Source organism: Paenibacillus cisolokensis (assembly GCF_050481165.1).
GTDB lineage: Bacteria > Bacillota > Bacilli > Paenibacillales > Paenibacillaceae > Paenibacillus_AH > Paenibacillus_AH cisolokensis.
Genome location: NZ_JBCNFP010000029.1, coordinates 1 through 17,082 on the forward strand (window position 1 = coordinate 1; position 17,082 = coordinate 17,082).

Annotated in this window: 16 protein-coding genes; 3 read left to right on the forward strand and 13 right to left on the reverse strand. The window is 56.4% G+C overall.

Annotation, left to right across the window (positions count from 1 at the left end):
* A partial coding sequence (locus ABEV74_RS05280; protein ID WP_430144020.1) for a hypothetical protein occupies positions 1 to 314 on the forward strand: 314 nt, incomplete at its 5' end.
* Between the two features lie 61 nt (positions 315 to 375).
* Here the strand turns inward: ABEV74_RS05280 and ABEV74_RS05285 are convergent.
* The 10 genes from ABEV74_RS05285 to ABEV74_RS05330 all read right to left on the reverse strand — a co-directional run bounded on the left by ABEV74_RS05285 (position 376) and on the right by ABEV74_RS05330 (position 12,713).
* On the reverse strand, positions 376 to 723 hold the full coding sequence (locus tag ABEV74_RS05285; RefSeq protein ID WP_430144021.1) for an ABC transporter permease: 348 nt from the start codon (positions 721 to 723) through the stop codon (positions 376 to 378).
* 21 nt (positions 724 to 744) lie between these two features.
* Positions 745 to 1,593, reverse strand: a complete 849-nt coding sequence (locus ABEV74_RS05290) for a sugar phosphate isomerase/epimerase family protein (protein ID WP_430144024.1) — start codon at positions 1,591 to 1,593, stop codon at positions 745 to 747.
* An 18-nt stretch (positions 1,594 to 1,611) separates the two neighbouring features.
* Positions 1,612 to 2,691 (reverse strand): Gfo/Idh/MocA family protein, encoded by a 1,080-nt coding sequence (locus tag ABEV74_RS05295; protein WP_430144027.1) that lies wholly within the window; start codon positions 2,689 to 2,691, stop codon positions 1,612 to 1,614.
* Between the two features lie 77 nt (positions 2,692 to 2,768).
* The gene (locus ABEV74_RS05300; RefSeq protein ID WP_430144030.1) at positions 2,769 to 4,085 is read right to left on the reverse strand and encodes an extracellular solute-binding protein; all 1,317 of its coding nucleotides are present in this window, start codon (positions 4,083 to 4,085) and stop codon (positions 2,769 to 2,771) included.
* Positions 4,082 to 5,680 carry a response regulator transcription factor gene (locus ABEV74_RS05305; RefSeq protein WP_062493693.1) on the reverse strand — a complete coding sequence of 533 codons (1,599 nt, stop codon included), beginning with the start codon at positions 5,678 to 5,680 and terminating at the stop codon, positions 4,082 to 4,084. Before ABEV74_RS05305 ends, ABEV74_RS05300 begins: the two co-directional genes overlap by 4 nt.
* Positions 5,658 to 7,496, reverse strand: coding sequence for a cache domain-containing sensor histidine kinase (locus ABEV74_RS05310; protein ID WP_430144033.1), 1,839 nt, complete (start codon positions 7,494 to 7,496; stop codon positions 5,658 to 5,660). The genes ABEV74_RS05305 and ABEV74_RS05310 overlap by 23 nt, the downstream gene beginning before the upstream one ends.
* Before the next feature lie 152 nt (positions 7,497 to 7,648).
* The gene (locus ABEV74_RS05315; protein WP_430144035.1) at positions 7,649 to 9,451 is read right to left on the reverse strand and encodes a glycoside hydrolase family 66 protein; all 1,803 of its coding nucleotides are present in this window, start codon (positions 9,449 to 9,451) and stop codon (positions 7,649 to 7,651) included.
* 27 nt (positions 9,452 to 9,478) lie between these two features.
* Positions 9,479 to 10,312 (reverse strand): carbohydrate ABC transporter permease, encoded by an 834-nt coding sequence (locus ABEV74_RS05320; protein WP_062493699.1) that lies wholly within the window; start codon positions 10,310 to 10,312, stop codon positions 9,479 to 9,481.
* Positions 10,313 to 10,324: 12 nt separating this feature from the next.
* On the reverse strand, positions 10,325 to 11,284 hold the full coding sequence (locus ABEV74_RS05325) for a carbohydrate ABC transporter permease (RefSeq protein ID WP_082655273.1): 960 nt from the start codon (positions 11,282 to 11,284) through the stop codon (positions 10,325 to 10,327).
* A 112-nt stretch (positions 11,285 to 11,396) separates the two neighbouring features.
* Entirely contained in the window at positions 11,397 to 12,713 is a 1,317-nt protein-coding gene (locus tag ABEV74_RS05330) for an extracellular solute-binding protein (RefSeq protein WP_062493703.1), read from the reverse strand.
* Between the two features lie 272 nt (positions 12,714 to 12,985).
* Between ABEV74_RS05330 and ABEV74_RS05335 the strand changes: the two genes are divergently transcribed.
* Together ABEV74_RS05335 and ABEV74_RS05340 are read left to right on the forward strand one after the other, a co-directional pair.
* Entirely contained in the window at positions 12,986 to 13,864 is an 879-nt protein-coding gene (locus tag ABEV74_RS05335) for an AraC family transcriptional regulator (protein WP_062496986.1), read from the forward strand.
* Positions 13,865 to 14,631: 767 nt separating this feature from the next.
* Positions 14,632 to 14,781 carry a hypothetical protein gene (locus tag ABEV74_RS05340; protein ID WP_430144038.1) on the forward strand — a complete coding sequence of 50 codons (150 nt, stop codon included), beginning with the start codon at positions 14,632 to 14,634 and terminating at the stop codon, positions 14,779 to 14,781.
* Between the two features lie 91 nt (positions 14,782 to 14,872).
* Here the strand turns inward: ABEV74_RS05340 and ssuC are convergent, their stop codons facing one another.
* Genes ssuC through ABEV74_RS05355 form a run of 3 tightly spaced genes read right to left on the reverse strand, consistent with a single transcriptional unit; the run spans position 14,873 to position 17,070 of the window.
* Positions 14,873 to 15,709: an aliphatic sulfonate ABC transporter permease SsuC gene (gene ssuC, locus ABEV74_RS05345; protein ID WP_244863275.1), complete on the reverse strand. Its 837-nt coding sequence runs from the start codon at positions 15,707 to 15,709 to the stop codon at positions 14,873 to 14,875.
* A gap of 36 nt (positions 15,710 to 15,745) precedes the next feature.
* Positions 15,746 to 16,762, reverse strand: coding sequence for an aliphatic sulfonate ABC transporter substrate-binding protein (locus ABEV74_RS05350; protein ID WP_430144041.1), 1,017 nt, complete (start codon positions 16,760 to 16,762; stop codon positions 15,746 to 15,748).
* A 26-nt stretch (positions 16,763 to 16,788) separates the two neighbouring features.
* Complete coding sequence (locus ABEV74_RS05355) at positions 16,789 to 17,070, reverse strand: glutaredoxin family protein (RefSeq protein WP_062493707.1); 282 nt, start codon at positions 17,068 to 17,070, stop codon at positions 16,789 to 16,791.
* Between the last annotated feature and the right edge of the window lie 12 nt (positions 17,071 to 17,082).

Here is a 17,082-nt window from a genome sequence, read left to right on the forward strand (position 1 = left end):
CGCACTTTCGAAATTCAGGTTTAATATTAAAAAAGCACCCGTTTCCTGCGGAAACGAAGTGCTTATTCGCCGTGCGCCATGCGGTTATGGCCGTGCGCCATGCGGTTATGGCCGTGCGCCATGCGGTTGAGGCCGTGCGCGTGCGGTTATGGCCGTGCGCGTGCGGTTATGGCCGTGCGCGTGCGGTTATGGCCGTGCGCGTGCGGTTATGGCGTGCGCCGGGCGGTTATGGCGTGCGCCGGGCGGTTATGGCCGTGCGCCGTGCGGTTATGGCCGTGCGCCGTGCGGTTATGGCCGTGCGCCGTGCGGCCTAGGTGCGCGCCGGGCGGCACAGCCGGCAGCCGGCCGTTTCGCTAACGCTCGGTCCCGCCGCCGCTAATGGGAACGCCGCTCGTCCATGTTGATGCCGACGCCCATGCAGAGAACGGCAATCAGCAGCAGTTTTGCCAAGGGCGCAGCCAGTTCGGCCGGACCGTACTGCTGCAAGGCGATCCCTTTCATCGCTTGCATCGCATGCGTAAGCGGAACGAATTCGGAGACGGCCAGAATAATCGGATTCGTGACCGTCCCGGGCGGCCAGTAGGCTCCGCCGAGGAGCGGCATGGCGGCAGCGGCGATCTGCAGCACAATACCGAATTGCTCCGGCGTTCTTGTCAAGCCGGTGAGCAGCATGCCGACAGCAACGAGCGCGATCGTGTAGATGACGGCGACGACGAGCAGCATGCCGTAACGGTCTCTGTTTATTCAAGAATTATTTGCCGTTTGGCCGGAGATTGCATACGCGGCCCGCATCTTCATCAAACCGCGGGAGGCTACATCAAGCGCAGATTCGCCGCCGAAATCCTCCGTAAACAATTCCAGCGACAGAAAGCCGTCGTAACCGATTTCGTAGAGCAATCTCGCGAATGTGGCGGAAGGAGCGATGCCGTCGCCCGGGAACAGACGGTCCCGGTCGGCGATATGCTCCCGGCCGGGCGAAGCCGGATAATCATTGACATGAACGATCCCGATCCGGCTGCCGTTCAAATAGGACAGCGTCTCCAGACGGCTGCCGCCGACGTACATATGGAACGGATCGAGCAGCAGCTTCGCATCCGGATACCCGCTTTCCATCGCGACATATACGGCCTCGCTGAGCTTCGACAGCTTGCGGGCCCTTCCCCAAAACTCCAGATACGGCTCGACGCCCAATGGCCTGCCGAGCTCGATCAATCTGGCATATTGAACCGCCATCTCCTCCAGCGGCACGTTCTCCACTTGGCCGAAAGGCGGAGCCGCCACCGCGCCGCAGCCGATTTCGGCCAGCATCTCCATCTCCCGCTTGGCCTGCCCGAAGCTTTGCTCGCGGACCGCAGGGTCTTCATCCGCCCATTTGAAGAAGGCGATCGCGTTCACGACGCCGATTCCCGTATCCGCAATATATCTTTTTAACGACGCCAACGTATGGCCGGCAGCGGCATAAGCTTCCAAATCGCGCATCCAAATTTCGATTCCCTCATATCCCGCTTCCGCGGCTACGCGGATTTGTTCCTTCAATTCCAGCTTGAACGGGAACAAGGTTGAAGCGTTTAACGATGTCCTGAACGGCAGCATGAACGGATCGCCTTCTTTCTATTCAAGTGTCCGTGCGGAAAGGTCCTCGACCGAAACCGTCCGTTTCCATTCATTCGAGCGGACGACGGCCTCCAGTACTTTCTGATTTTCATAACCGGCCTTGAAATCGGGCAAGCTGTCGCTCGGCGTTCCGGCCAGCAGACCGGCGAAGTCTTCCCACTGGGACAGCTTGACCCGTTGCGGAACATCCAACTTCTTCTCCACGAGTTCGCCGCTTTCCTCATCGATGTGGATCCAGACCAGCTTGTCCGGATGAAGCGTGCTGGCATGCAGCGTTCCCCGGTCGCCGTACAACGAGATCTCCAGTTGATTGCCGGAACCGATCGCGTTGCGCGACGTCTGGAACACACCGGCCGCACCGTTTGCCATCCGTGCCTGAAAGCTGGCAAAATCGTCCACTTCCACCTTGATCCATTCGTCGGAGGTCAGGCTTTTTCTGCTGGAAATAAACGTTTCCAAATTCGCCGACAACTCCCGGAAAGGGCCGATCAGGTAGTGGGCCAGATCGATCATATGCGCGCCCAAATCGCCAAGCGCCCCGGTGCCGGTCACGCTTTTGTCCAATCTCCATACGAAAGGCTGATTGTAAACGGCGGCCCCCCAGCTTTGCAAATATTGAACCGAGAAGCTCCGTACGTCCCCGATTTTCCCTTGCGTCAGCCATTCCTTGGCATACCGGAAAGCCGGCGTATAGCGGTAGCTAAAGCCGATCATCGCAGGGACAGGCCCCTGTTCATAATACCGCTTCAGCTCTTCCGCCTCGTCGAAGGTCATCGTAAACGGTTTCTCCGACAAAAACGGCTTTTTCGCTTCCAAGCAACTTCTCATAATTTCCGCGTGCACCAGATTGGGCGTCACGGAAACTACGGCATCGACATCTTCATCCCGAATCAGCTTGTGAAAATCGGTGAACCGCTTCTCCGGCGGAATACCCAGTTGATCGCCGACCTTTTCGAGAGCGGCATGCTGAACATCGCAAATGGCGGTGATGGTCGTGTTGGGCACGTTTTTCAAACCGTTTATATGAACGTTCGCCATTCCGCCCAGTCCGATCAACCCGATACGAAACAATTTCATTCTCGAACCTCCTCATCCTTGGGTCACCCACTCAGTATAGACGGCGGAAAACCGGACGGAAATGGCAAGAAGATACTTTATTTGTACAATACCGACTTTTTCTCCTGATTTGCCAGCAGCGCGTCGATTTTTTCGGACGTCTCCCGAAGCGTCGTTTCCACATCGCTGCCCCGCATGAATATATCCTCCATCGCCGCTTCGTACAGCTTCTCCACCTCATTCCATTGCGGGATGGCGGGACGATAGAAAGCTTGCTGAATCCCGTCCATAAAAGCTTCCAGATAACGGTTGGCCTTGCTGTCCGAGCGGCGGCCTTCCTCGAAAGCTTCGGTATTGACCGGAATGAGCCCGGCCTTGAGAAGCGTCAGCTGCGTTTCCTTCTTCACCAGCCAGCTCATGAATGTCCATGCCTCCGGCTTGTGGCGCGCGCCTTTGGTCATCACAAGGCTTTCGCCGCCGATGACGGAGCCGTATTCGCCGTCTGTCGGGAAAGGCGCCGGCTTCGTCCGCTCCAGCAGATCGACCTCCACGCCCGAGGAATTCAGAAGAATGCTGTAATACCACGGCCCCTCGTCGATCATGAGGAAGCGGTCCTCGTCGTACACCTCCCGCCACAAATCGGCGTTCCCCTTCAGCAGCCACGGATTGATGACGCCTTCCCGGTACAGCCCGAGCAATTGCTTCATCGCCGCTATGCTCCGTTCGCTGTTCAAATAGCCGTCTGTGCGGGTGAAGTCTTCATCCGCCAGCTGTCCTCCGAGCGCCATAAAATACGGCAGACTGTTCCACATGCCGACGTCCGACATGCCCAGCGCGTACCCGTTGTCGCGGGCAAGCTTCACAAGCTCGGAGAAGGAGGACGGCGGCTCGGCAACGCCCAGCCCGGACAGAAGCCGCTCATTGTAAATGGCCGCTTTCGTCGTGATGTTGAGCGGAAGTCCGTAGGTATGATCGGCGTAACGGTTCGTCTCCATCATGCGTCCCTGCAGCTGCCGCGACACGTTCCCGAACTCGGGAAACCGCTCCAGCGGCTGCAGCAGATTGCGTTGAGCGAACAGGGGCACCCACGTATAATCCATGCGGATAATGTCCGGCGTCTTCCCTGCCGACGCGCGCGCAAGCAGAGCGGCGTGGTATTCCCGGTTATGGGTCTGCCTTACCGATTCGATGCGAATGTCGGGATGCTCCGCCTCGAACTTCGGAATGACCTCCTTCTCGAACACAACCGTTTCTTCGTCGCTGTACGTATGCCAGATGACGATGCGCTTCTGCGGCTCGTCGCCAAGCCTTTTCACCGTGCTCATGTCGTCAATGACGGAATTGCCCATGCAGCCTCCGAGCGCTGCGACCATTATAACGGCTGCGGGCAGCGCTTTGAGCGTTCTCAGCTTCATGGGGCGCTCTCTCCCTTCAAGGTCCCGCCGCCAGTCGTCCGGTGCGGATGCCGCTCCCGGTAATCGACAGGCGAGTGGCCGGTCATCTTCTTGAAGAGCTTGCTGAAGTACTTCACGTCGTTAAAGCCGGACTGCTCCGCCACCTCGTACACCTTCAGCTCGGTGCCGGCGAGCAGCTCCTTCGCCTTCTGGATGCGCAGCGTGATAACGTAGTCGATGAAATTTTGGCCCGTTACCTTCTTGAACAGAATCGAAAAATAATTTTTGCTCACATGAACGAAATCGGCAACCTGCTGCAGCGTCAACGTCTCCAAATAATGCGCGCGGATGTAGTCCAGCGCCTTGTCGATCGGATGACCCGTGCCCTGCGCATCGAAGCTTTCCAGGCGGGCCTTCCGCAGCTCCGCGATACTGAGCTTCAGCGTTTCGCACAGCTCGTCGAGCGTCTCCGTCTTGAACAGCCGGTCGAAGCAATCCACAAGCGCATAGGGGTCCACATGCCGCTTGAACATCAAGGACAATACGCGGCTCGCCTCTTCCTTCAGCGCAATGGGCGAGCGGCCGCCCTGCGACCAATCGGCGCGCCATTCCTCCAGCAGCTCGCCGACCCGTTCGTCGCCGGCGGCCGCAGCCGTTTGATACATCGTAGGCAGATGCTTGCCTTCGCGCCGAATTGCGGCGGACGCATCGTATGCGAAGATGCCGCTGCCCTCGAAGAAGCCCCGGTCGGACGCTTCCTGGCTGCGAACGAAGACGGCGCGGATTTCGTCTGCTCCCCGGCCTTCCGCATAACCGAACGTTACGCTGGTTCCGCCATCGAGCTCAAGCAGCCCCTTCAGCCCGCGAAGACGTTCGGCCATCGGCGGGCCGGCCTGCGGACCGGAATTGTCCTTAGGCCCGGGCATCAGGAAAAACAACTCATTTTCCGCCGTCTGAACCGCGATCCCCTCCGGCACTTCCGCGTACAGCGCATCCGCAAATTGCTCGAGCAAAACCGACTTGTACAAATAGCCGTGCTGCTCTTCGATTGCCGATATCCGGTTCAGCTTAATATGGATCGCGACATACGCATCGTCAAGCCATGCCGGATATTCGCCTGCCGGCAGACGCTCCGTGCGCTGGATCAGATGCAGCTTCAGCTCGCCCTCGTAGCGTTTGCGCAGCAGCGCTGCCTTTTCCCGGTCTGCGCCATTCAGCCGGCTGCGCATCCGGCGCTCTTCCTCGAGCGTCTCCTTGCACTTGCGTACGATCTCGAGCAGCTCCTCCGGCTCCAGCGTATGCTTCAGAATGTAATCCACGACACCGAGCTTGATTCCTTCCCTTACGTACTCGAAGTCGTTGTGGCTGCTCACGAGTATGACCTTCATACCGGGATTGATCGCCAGCGCGCGCCGCGTCAGGTCCAGACCGTCCATAATCGGCATCTTGATATCCGTAATCAGAATATCGATCGGCTCTCTTTCCAGCATCTGCAGCGCCTCCGCTCCGTTCGCGCAGTCGGCCGCAATCTCGATCCCTTCCCCCGTCCAGTCTACCGAAGCCTTGATCCCGAAACGAATGATCGGCTCGTCGTCAACAATCATTGCCCGCCACATTATCGCTCACCTTTCCTGCTGCGGCATTTTTTTGCGGATACAGGACGATCTTGGCCAGCGTGCCGCCTTCTTCCCGGCGATGCAGCGCCACCTCCGAGGCCCGATCGAAATAAAGCCGCACGCTTTCGTACACATGCTGAAGGCCAATGCCTGTCACGCCGCCCTGGACCGCTTCTTCCACCGACTTCGTCAGTTCCGACTTGTGAGGCAAAATGCCAAGGCCGTCGTCTGCGACCGTAATGACGGTCGCCTCCCCTTCCTGACGAACCTCGATTTCGATTTCGCCGTCCGTATTTTTCGGCACGATGCCGTGAAAGATCGCGTTCTCGACCAGCGGCTGAATCAGCATGCGCGGCACCGGCAGCTCCGCCGCATCGTCGTCCTTCCGAACGGTCAGCTTGAAGCGCTTGTTGTAGCGCATTTCCAGAATGACCAAATATTTTTCGATAATGTCCAGTTCCTCGGCAATCGTCACGAAATTGCCTTTCCTGCCCATATTCGCTTCCAGCAATCTCGTCAGGGCGGATATGCCGTCGTAAGCCCGCTCCGACTGCCCGTATTTGATCAGCCACCGGATCGTGCCAAGCGTATTGAACAGAAAATGCGGATTGATGCGGTGGATGACCGCCCGCAGCTCCGCCTCCTGCTTCCGCTTCTGCTCCTCGGTCACCTGCTCCATCAACCGATTGATGTCGGTAATCATTTTGTTGAATTGATGGCTCAAGAGGCCGAATTCATCGCTTGTGCGCACATCGGTCTGCACGGTCAAATCGCCCTTCTGCACCCGCTTCATCTGTCTTGTCAGCTGCTTGATCGGCCGCGTGACCCGATTGGCGATGATCAGCCCCATGCCGATCCCGAGCAGGGTGAACGCCCCGAAGGAGAACAGAATGTTCCGGTGCAGCGCGCCCAGCTTGTCGGTAATCTCGTGAACGGGGACGGTGCCGACCAGCATCCAGCCGTTGCTGAGCGCCTGCTTCACGCCGTAATACGGAATATCGCCCTGACGAAACTCGAATTCGACATACGGATCTTCCGTAATATGGGAGAGCAGCTCCGGGTTGTCGACCGGCTTGCCGATTTGGTCCGTATTCGCGGCAATCATGATGCGCCCCTCCCCGTCGACGACGAGGAAGCTCCCGGTCTCGCCGAGCTTCATCTCCTCAATGGTATCGATCACCTTGCGTCCGTTCAGATTGACGAGAATATAACCGATCGTCTCGTTGCTCACGTAATCCTTGATCGCCCGGCCGATCGGCAGCACCATCTGCGTCGTATCGCCGGCGTTGCTGAGCTGATCCGCCTGAATCCCGCCCCACACGAGTCCTCCTTCCAGCTTGCGGGCCTCCGCCGTCCAGGGCTGGTTTTCCACATCGTAGCGCGACAGCTTGATTCTGGAGAAGGTGCCGCTGCCCCATCCCGTCGCGCTGTCCTTCAGGACGTATACGATGCTGACGAAGGAGCTGGAATATACGGCATTGTTCAGGAAGCTCTTCATTTCATCCTCATTGCTCCGCCATTCGAGCAGATCCGTGCCGCTCGTCGGACTGTTCGAAAGCACATGCCGGATGCGGGGGTCGATGTAGATCATGTCGGACACGTCGCTGCCGGCATTCAGAATAAAAGATAAGGAATCCGCGCCCTGCTTGGCGATCTGGATCGATGCGTCCCGCACGTTCCGCTTCACGGTCGCGTTGGATACGATATAGAAGGAGAAGCTCGTAAACAAGGTCGAGATCAGAATGACGATGACGAAAGCAAAGATCATTCTCGTTGTAAACGTCATTCGTTTCGTTATCCGGTATTTTTCGAGCATGCCTTCCTCCTCCGTTGCTTCTTCCGTCCATTATTGTAGTCTATCGCTGCGGCAACGCAAAATGAAAAAGTAGCCAACACCCCGGCAACGACGGAAAGACGCCTGCATCAGGCGTCTTTGCTTATACGCAAATACGCGGCCGAATCGCTCGATTACGGCCGGCTGCCGTATTCCAATACGACCATGTCCCAATATTTCAGCTTCGGCAGCGTCAGCTCCAGCACGCCGTCCTTCTGCGTGAAGTCCAAAGCGACCGCAGAACCGTTGTAATAATCCGGTGAAGCCATCCACACCTTCTTCACCTTGCCGTCCGCGTTTACTTTCAGCTTCAGGTCCGTCTGCTCTTCCGGTTCGGTCTGCGTCGCGTCCGCATCCTTCCATTCCATGCCGGTGACGCCGGTGAAGTTGATCAGATGAAGCACCTGTCTGCCGCTTGCCTCCTTGGCGAAGCTCCACACCTTGCCCCGCTCCGGCTCGGATGATAACGCCGGACCGTTCACGGTTTCCGCCTGCAGCTCGATATCGGCCGCATTGTCGCGCAGCAGATTTTGATAAGCGGTCAGAAAGTCGTAATAGACGATCAGCACATCCTTCAGCTCATCCGGCATGGTCAGGTTTTTGTTCGGAAAATATTCCTTCGCCAGCATGTTCTCGCCGAGCTCCAGATGCGCTCCCCCCGAGGCGAAGATGACGGCGTCCGTCAGCAGCACGCCCGGCGTGTTGAACTCGCCCGGCGAATCGGCGTGATTGTAGTTCATATAAGCGGCCAACACGGTGCTTAATCCGCCGCCGCTGTACTTCAGATTCTGGTCCACGATTTCCTTCAAATTGCGGTACAGCGGATGAGCGTCCCATACTTCGGTATACAGGAACTTCACCGGCGCCTTCGCGATATACGGCTGGCCGAATTGGCCGACCGCGTTCATGACGTAATCGACGTCCAGCTCCTGCTTCGCCGCTTCCAGGAACGGGCCGTACGTTTCCGGCAAATTGACCTTGTCGGCGTTGCCGTCGTACAAGATGCCCCGGTCGCCGAGCTGATCGACATGCCAGCCGTCAAACGGCAGATGACGGTACACTTCCTTCTCCTTGTCGATCAAATAACGCTGCCACTCTTCGTGGCCGGGATTCATGAGCATAATGTCGCTCGCCCAGCTGTCCGGCAGCGGATGGCGGTCCTGATTTTCCAGCAGAGGGTCCTTGAACAGCCCCCACTCCCGCTTCACGCCGTCGGCCTCCGCATCCTCGAACGCGCCGAACAGCAGGTTGTAGTTCATCGCCTTCATGTTTTTGCCGTGGGCCAGGTCGATATAGGTTTTGACCGTATCGTAGGACACCATCCGGTTCGCAATATCCGGCCATTGCGACGCGGGCTGGTCCCCGTCCATCTTGAGCGGAATATGATGCTTCCACTGCCAGTCGTAGAACTGGAGGCCGTTAATGCGGTAGCGGTTCAGCCGCTCGATAATCTCTTCCTGCTCCGCGCTGTCCATCGCCATAAAATCGGCGAGATAGCCGTAGCGCGGAAACTTGCCCCAATCCGAGGAGACGTCCACCGCAATGTTGGCGTGATCCGCAATTTCCCGGCCCTGCTTCAAATAAATTTCCGCCATATAGCCTTTGAAATCATCCTTCGGGGGCATCCACTCCCACTTCACCTCCGGGGAGCCGTCCCATTGTATCGTCGTTTCTTCGACGATCTCGTCCAGATGCTTGTAGCGGACGATCAGCTCGCCGCCCTGCTCCGTCTCTTCCATCGTCACCGTATATCGGACGGGTTCGCCGGGATTGTACCTTGCTTTGTCCGTCGTCACGTATGCAATCTGACCGGCGCTGCCGGCCTTCTGCGGTCCGATCGTTTCTTTCTTACCGAAGCAACCCGCCAGCAATGCGGACATGAGCAGTATACCGGCACAAACGGTCGTCGTTCCGTACCGGAATCCAGTCGTTTTCATGATTCGCATATTCTCCTTGTCATCGATTTAGCCTTTCACGCCGCCTTCATTGTAGCCGGATTGCACGAACTTCTTCTGGAACGTCATGTAAAGCAGAATGACAGGCAGCAGGGCGATTACAGACGCCGCGAATACTTGGCCGTAGTTGGTCGAGTACTTGTCGTTGAACATCAGAATCGCGATCGGCAGCGTGCGCAGCGCTTCGCTCTTGATGAGGGTCAGCGCCAGGAAATATTCCTCCCACGTGCCTTGAAAAATAAAGATCGCCAGCGTTCCCAACGCGGGCAGCGACTGGGGCAGGTAGATGTTCCAGAAGATGCGCCAGTTGCCGCCGCCGTCAATCAGAACGGATTCTTCCAGCTCCTTCGGAATACTCTCGAAAAACCCGCGCAGGAAAAACACGTTGCCGATAACGCCGCCCGCGATGTAAACGAGCCACAGGCCGCTGTAGGTGTTCACGAGTCCCATCTCTTTGATAATGACGAATTGCGGAATAATGTTGATGACGCCCGGGATAAAAATCGTCAGCAGGAACAGACGGAAAATCAGCTCCTTGCCGGGAAAGGTGAATCTGGCGAAGCCGTAGGCCGTCAGCGCGCCCAGCAAAAGAGAGCCTACCATCGCAACGGATGTGACGATGACGCTGTTCATGAAATAGTTGACGAAATTGTTTTTGTTCCAGACGGTGATATAGTTCGTGAAATTGATGTTGACCGAAAAGACCTGATCCGGCTTGGGCAGCGTATTCGTGCCCAGGAAGAACGTCGTCAGGATCATATAAATGAACGGGAAGACGAACAGAAGAGCGCCGGTTATGATAATCGCGTAAACGATAATTTGATTGATTAGCGAAGTTCTCATTAGCGATCCTCCTTAAAACATGCGCTGTCTTCCGATTTTTTTCATTTGCGTGTAGGTGAGAATGAACACAAGCAAGCCCATCATGACACCCATCGCGGAAGCCGGCCCGAACTTCATATTCTGGAACGCCTCGATGTAGATCAGGCTCGGAATGACATGCGTCTGGTTCATCGGTCCGCCTTGGGTAATGAAATAAACTTGCGGGAAGAAACCGAAGGCGCCGTTAATGAGATTGATGACAACGAACAGCGTAATCGGCTTCAGGAGCGGAATCGTAATGCGCCAGAACTTCTGCATGACGTTCGCTCCGTCGATGTCGGCCGCTTCGTACAGATCCTTCGGAATGCCCTGAAGCGCGGCCAGATAGATAACGACGCCCCAGCCGACGGTCTTCCAGATGTGAAACAGCCAGATCATCACCATGGCTGACCAGTAATGGTTGCGCCAGGAGATCGGTTCCGAAATGATGCCGAGCTGCTTGTGCAGGATGAAGTTGATAATGCCGCCGTCTCCGTCCGCGAACAAATATTTGAACAAGAGTGCGATGATGATCCAGGATGTCACGATCGGCAAGTAATAGATGGTGCGGAACGCAATCTTGAATTTGACGAATTTGGCGTTAATCAGCACCGCGAAGAACACGGCAAGGAACCAGTTGACCGGCACAGTGGCCGCCACGTTCAGAAAGGTGTTGCGCAAAGCGATGAAAAACCGGTCGTTCGGGTCCTGGAACACCTTCAAATAGTTGTCGAAGCCGACCCACGCGTTCGTCGCGTTCGGCATGATGCTGAAGTCCTGGAAGCTGATCATAATATTGCGGACCATGGGGTAAAGCACGAATACGGCCGTGCCGATAAAGCCAAGCGCCACGAACGGCAGCACCGCCATCCATTGCCTCAGGCCGATCGCTAGCCTGCTCTTCCTTGTATGAGGAGCGTTACGGATCTCCGGTGACATGAAGGAACTGGACATAAGCTTGAGGACTCCTTTCGTTGAATAAGCGGAATGCGTATTTTCCGGGAAAAAGGGCTGCTTCGCCGAAGCGGCTGCTTGGCAAAGTAGCCCTGATGGATACTGTCTCGTTTTACTTCAAAATCGCTTCGATTTGCTTCACCGCATCGTCAAGCGCAGCCTTCGGCTCCTGCTCGCCGCGGATCGCCTTCTCGAACGCCAGGTTGAAGATTGCTTCCAGTTCGCCCCATTGCGGAATCGGTGTGCGCGGCAGTGCGGTTTTCAGCTGCTCCACATAGGTGTCGACGAACGGGATGTTCATCGAGGTCATCGCTTCGGCCGCCGCTTTGTTCGACGGGATCAGGCCCGTCTCCGCCATAATCTTCTGCGGCTCTTCGGTAAGCATCCACTTCGCGAACGTCCACGCTTCCTCCGGATGCTTGGAGTTGGCGAATATAACCAGGTTCTCGCCGCCGATAACCGAACGGCTGCCGCCGTCGCCCGCCGGCATAACCGCCCGGACAGTCTCCTCCAGCGGATCGAAGCCTGTCGCTTCCTTCTCTGCGATTTTCGTGCTGTAGAACCATGGCCCGTCATCGGACATCAGGTATTCGCCGCTGATGATGCCGTCCCAGGTGCCCGGCTCGCCGCCGAGCATAACCGGAAGCACCAGTCCTCTGTTGTTCCAATCGACGATAGTCTCCAGCGCTTTCACGCTTGCCTCGCTGTTCAGATAACCGTCTACCTCGGTGTAGTCTTCATTGGTGATGGACCCGCCAAGGCTCCAGAACCAGGGCGCAAGCCCCCAGGCGTGAATGCCGGATATGCCGATGCCGTATTTGCCTTTGCTCTTCAGCTTTTCGGCCGCCGCGACCAGTTCATCCATCGTCTTCGGCGGTTCCGTCAGACCCGCTTCGGCCAGCGTCGCCTTGTTGTATATCGCAACTTTCGTATTGGTGTTGACCGGCACGCCATAGTAACCGCCGTTATAATAGTTCGTCGCCATCGGCGCTTCGAACGTATTCGCCTTCAGCTCCTCGAAGCCGTCCAGCTTGCTCAAGTCCATCAGCGAGTTCTGGGCCGCGAACTCGGGCACCCATACGATGTCCATGCGCATCAGGTCCGGCGCCGCGTCGCCGGCCACGCCCGCGATGACTTGCTGCTTCAGCCCTTCGTACGGCATGCGGGTCAGCTTCAGCTCGATGTTCGGATACGCTTCCTCGAACAAAGGCTTGATCTTTTCGGTGAGCACGGCCTCTTCCGCATCGCTGTACGTATGCCAATATTCGATCGTCACTTTTTTGCCGGCCGGCTTGTCTCCTCCGCCATTGTCGGCGCCACCGTTGCCGGCGCTTCCTTCGTTCCCCCCGTTACCGCCCGAGCATGCCGCCATGACCAGCACAACGATCAGTGCAAGAGCCGTAAGCGCCGCTTTTCTTACGTTTTTCATTCTCTATATACTCCCCTCATCGATTTGTTTCATCTTGATTATGGAGTACGAACCGGGAGGGGGGTAACCGTTTGCATTCCTGTGATGGTGTCGGATATTCCTGTTTGCGATTTGGGCGTATCGGCCTGCAGACTGAAAAACCGTCTATTTATCCGATGATGCTGAATATCGGACACCATGCGATTTTCGGCCGGCTGTGATAGAATAATCGGAAATGCCAGCTGTTTTTGTACAATACCGACTTTTCCCGAAGGAGAGGATAGCGCTTGCGGATGCTGGCCGTGAATGTGGAACTCGTTCCTGCCATCAAGCTGATGGGCTATGTATCCTACTCGACTCCCTGGATGCATTTCAAGCGGAATACGGATGAATATGTGCTGTATATCATCAAAAACGGCGAACTTCATATGCGGGAGGAAGGCGTCGATTACATTCTGAGGCGCGGAGACATGCTTTTGCTGGAGCCCGGTCTGGAACATGAAGGAACCCGGAAGGCGCTTTGCGACTACTACTATTTTCATTTCAAGCATCCCGACATGTCCGCCCTATCGGTTGACAATGTTGCGGAACTGGCCAGACGCTCGATTCTGGAGGATGCCGGCGAAGGCGACGAACAACCGGTTTGCCATTTTCCAAAACATTTCAGCCTTTCGGACAAAAACGGTTTTCATCAGACGATGCACGCGATGAACGATCTGCTTCAGTTGTACCGGCGCAAACATTTCAACAGGGGGCTGACCGCGCTTCGATTTTCCGAATTGCTGATCGAGTTGTCGAGGGCGTACTTTCTGAACGTTCTGCGCAGCGACAAGGGGCCAGGCTCGAAAGCGATTGTGAAGGTCCATGCGCTGCTGGACTTTATCCACCGGTATTATGCCGACAAAATCACGAGCCGTCTAATCGAAAAGGAATTTGAATCGAACTACGATTATTTGAACCGCGTGTTCAAGGAATTTACCGGATACACCATTACGAGATACGTCAACAAGGTCCGCATCCAGCATGCGCAGGAGCTGATCCAGGCCACGCATATGAGCTTCGGCGAGATCGGTTACCTGGTCGGACTGGACGATCCTTATTATTTCAGCAAGGTGTTTAAGCAGCACGTCGGACTTTCCCCGATGCAGTACTACAAGAAAGTGAGAGCGTAGCGAAGCGCCGCGTGCGGGGGGTTAGGTGGACGGGGCGTTAGACGTAGAGGGCGGTTAGGCAGACAGGCGTCAGGCGGACAGGCGTTAGTCGGACTGGGCGTTAGCCGGACAGTGTTAGGCGGAGACAGGGTGCTAGCTGGACAGAGCGTTAGACGTAGAGGGAGGTTAGGTGGAGAGGGCGTTAGTCGGACTGGGCGTTAGCCGGACAGGCGTTGGCTGGACTGGCGTTGGCTGGACTGGCGTTAGCTGGACAGGCGTTAGCCGGACTGGCGTTAGCCGGACTGGCGTTAGCTGGACTCGGCGTTAGCTGGACTCGGCGTTAGGCAGAGCAAAAAGCTGCAAAAATACAGTTTTTTCAAGGAAAAAACAACCAAAACGCGAAAATTTCTGCAATAATGCACCTTTTTTGATCCGTTCGAGCCAGATAATCGAATATTTCCAAAAAATACTGTATTTTTGCAGGATTTTACGTCATGGTCAGCTATTCAGGTCAAAATTCCTGCACTTTTGCAGAATTTTCTCCAATGGGTGGCGGGGGCGCTGAAGATGGGGCGAGGTGCACCTACGAACCGGACACGATTTGACGGAAGGTGACGCGGGGGCACGTTAACGGACGTTGGACAATCAACGAACGGGCAACAATTTAACGAAAGACGGCGAGGGACGGGCCATCGGACGGATGACTGTTAGACGGATAGCGGCGAGGGGCGAGCCATCGGACGGGTGACTGTTAGACGGATAGCGGCGAGGGGCGAGCCATCGGACGGGTGACGATTACGGATGGCGGGGTGGACAAACGGACAGGTGACGATTTGACGGAAGACGGCGCGGGGGCACCCATGAACCGGAGACGATTTGACGAAAGACAGGCGCACCGACGGACAGGTGACGATTTGACGGATGGCGCGGGCGGCTAGACGGGCAAATAGGAAGTGAAAAAACGCCAGAAGCGCTCTGGCGTTTGTAAATATGGCCGCGCAACGTTCCCGTTTTGCGTGTCTTTCCACTTTATGGTTTGTTCAAAGATAACTGCCGCTTGCCCCATCGCTTTCTCCGCACCGCAGAAGACTTGCGGTAATTCGGATGCCATTGCAGCAGCCGGTTTTCCAGCAGCTTCGCGATGACATCCGACAGCTTGCCGAGTAAAGCGTACAAAATAATGCTTAATACGACGACGTCCATCTGCATAAACTCGCGGGCGTTCATGGCCAGGTAGCCGATGCCGGCATCGGAAGCGATCGTCTCCGCCACGATGAGCGAGATCCACATGACGCCCAGCGAATAGCGGACGCCGACCAGTATCGAGGACATGGCGCCCGGCAGAATCACCTGCCGGAAAAGCCCCCATCCTCGCAGCCCGTACACTTTCGCCATTTCGATCAGCCCTTTGTCGACCGTGCGGACGCCGTGGAACGTATTGACGTAAATGGGAAAGAAAACGCCGAGCGCCACGAGAAACACTTTGGCTTCCTCCTGGATGCCGAACCAGGCGATGACAAGCGGGATAAGCGCCAGATGAGGAATATTCCGCAGCATCTGCACCGTCGTATCCAGCATATTTTCCGCAAATCGGGATGTGCCGTTGATCAGGCCGAGCGCAAAGCCGATCGATCCGCCGATGGCGAAGCCGATCAGAGCCCGCTGCGCGCTCAATCCGATATGATGGAAGATCAGTCCCGATTCGGCCAACTGCAGGGCCGCTTTCGCCACAGCAAGCGGAGCCGGCAAAATCGTCGCCGACAACAGCCGCAAGTCGGACAGCAGCTGCCACAGGAGAACGATCGCCACCGGCACGATCCAGGGAGAAACCTTTTTAAACGCTCCGACAGTCCCTATACGTCTCACTTCATTCCCTCCAGTCAACCGGCGTCCGTGCCGGCATCATTGCGGCTTCCATACCGCATCGTTAATCTTCAACGGCTGGTCGATAAAACCGATTTCCACGAAATCATCCGCCATTTTCTGCAAATCGCCTGCCGCTTCCTCGTCCATGAAGCTGATTTCGGACGGCCGGTTTTTCAATATTTTTTCCCAGGTGGCAACGGGAATGTTCGTCGCCTCTTGCAGCAAGGCGGCCGCTTCCGACGGATCTTTGTCGATTTCTTCGGCTACCCCCTGAAGCAGCTTGACCGTCTCCTCGATGACATCGGGATGCTTTTCGGCAAATTGGCGCGTGCTCTCATAGAAGGAGCGGTACGGAACGATGCCGGTGGCATCCGTCAAAATCCGGTTGCCTTCGGTATCGGCCGCCACGGTGAAATACGGGTCCCACACGACCCATGCGTCGACCTGTCCTTGCGCGAACGCGACGCTCGCTTCAGGCGGATTGAGATAGACGGGCTCGACGTCATCGATCGTCAGACCTTCCTTTTGCAACGCCAGCGTCAGCAAATACTGGGAGATCGACGCCTTGTTGAACGCGATCTTCTTCCCTTTCAGATCGGCGACGCTGTTGATGCCCGAATCGTCCTTCACCAGAATCCCTTCGGATTTCTCGGCCGAAGGCGTGCTGGCGACGTAGACGAAATCATGGCCTTTGGAGAGCGCGAACACCGACGGGGCATCTCCGGAATTGGCGAAATCGATGTTTCCGGTGCTGAGCGCTTCCAGAATCGAGCTGCCGGTATTGAATTCCGCCCACTCCACCTTGTACCCTATCTCCCCGAGCTTCGTTTCGAGCAGCTTTTTCTTTTTCAGCAGGAGGGTTTCGCCTCCTTTTTGATAACCGACCCGAAACGTCCCGTTATCCTTCGCTTGTTCCCCTGCTGCCGGCGTATTCCCGCTTTGGGAAGCGCAGCCTCCCAGCATGGAAGCGATAACGGCGAGCAGGATCAGCAGGCAAATGCCGGTGAGCCGATTCCGTTTGAAGTTGTCCTGTTTGGCATTGCCGATCGTCATCTGAATGTCTCCCCCATCGTCTTTCGTTAAACGCCTGCCGGCTTCCCTTCCGTTCGATACCCGGCCAGCAAAGCTTCGATCCGGTTAGGATCGCCGTCCAATACCGCCTCGTACACCCCGTCCCGTCCGATCTCGATGACGGGAACGTGGCGAATGCCGTATTTCAATTCCAGCACATCCCGCAAAAAGTCTTTTCCTTCCACGTCGATATTGGAATACGCGTATCCTTTTTCCTTTAAATAGGCCTTCGTCTGCCGGCAAGCCTGACATCCTTCCCTGCTCCACAAAATCACGTTAACTTCAGCCATGTTTCATTCCTC

Excerpts from the sequence above, each read along its gene's own strand:
- ABEV74_RS05330 (WP_062493703.1), bottom strand. The coding sequence starts at position 12,713 with ATGAAAAACGTAAGAAAAGCGGCGCTTACGGCTCTTGCACTGATCGTT.
- ABEV74_RS05350 (WP_430144041.1), bottom strand. The coding sequence starts at position 16,762 with ATGACGATCGGCAATGCCAAACAGGACAACTTCAAACGGAATCGGCTC.
- ABEV74_RS05315 (WP_430144035.1), bottom strand. The coding sequence starts at position 9,451 with ATGAAAACGACTGGATTCCGGTACGGAACGACGACCGTTTGTGCCGGT.
- ABEV74_RS05325 (WP_082655273.1), bottom strand. The coding sequence starts at position 11,284 with ATGTCCAGTTCCTTCATGTCACCGGAGATCCGTAACGCTCCTCATACA.
- ABEV74_RS05355 (WP_062493707.1), bottom strand. The coding sequence starts at position 17,070 with ATGGCTGAAGTTAACGTGATTTTGTGGAGCAGGGAAGGATGTCAGGCT.
- ABEV74_RS05320 (WP_062493699.1), bottom strand. The coding sequence starts at position 10,312 with ATGAGAACTTCGCTAATCAATCAAATTATCGTTTACGCGATTATCATA.
- ABEV74_RS05290 (WP_430144024.1), bottom strand. The coding sequence starts at position 1,593 with ATGCTGCCGTTCAGGACATCGTTAAACGCTTCAACCTTGTTCCCGTTC.
- ABEV74_RS05305 (WP_062493693.1), bottom strand. The coding sequence starts at position 5,680 with ATGTGGCGGGCAATGATTGTTGACGACGAGCCGATCATTCGTTTCGGG.
- ABEV74_RS05300 (WP_430144030.1), bottom strand. The coding sequence starts at position 4,085 with ATGAAGCTGAGAACGCTCAAAGCGCTGCCCGCAGCCGTTATAATGGTC.
- ABEV74_RS05285 (WP_430144021.1), bottom strand. The coding sequence starts at position 723 with ATGCTGCTCGTCGTCGCCGTCATCTACACGATCGCGCTCGTTGCTGTC.
- ABEV74_RS05335 (WP_062496986.1), top strand. The coding sequence starts at position 12,986 with ATGCTGGCCGTGAATGTGGAACTCGTTCCTGCCATCAAGCTGATGGGC.
- ABEV74_RS05310 (WP_430144033.1), bottom strand. The coding sequence starts at position 7,496 with ATGCTCGAAAAATACCGGATAACGAAACGAATGACGTTTACAACGAGA.
- ABEV74_RS05295 (WP_430144027.1), bottom strand. The coding sequence starts at position 2,691 with ATGAAATTGTTTCGTATCGGGTTGATCGGACTGGGCGGAATGGCGAAC.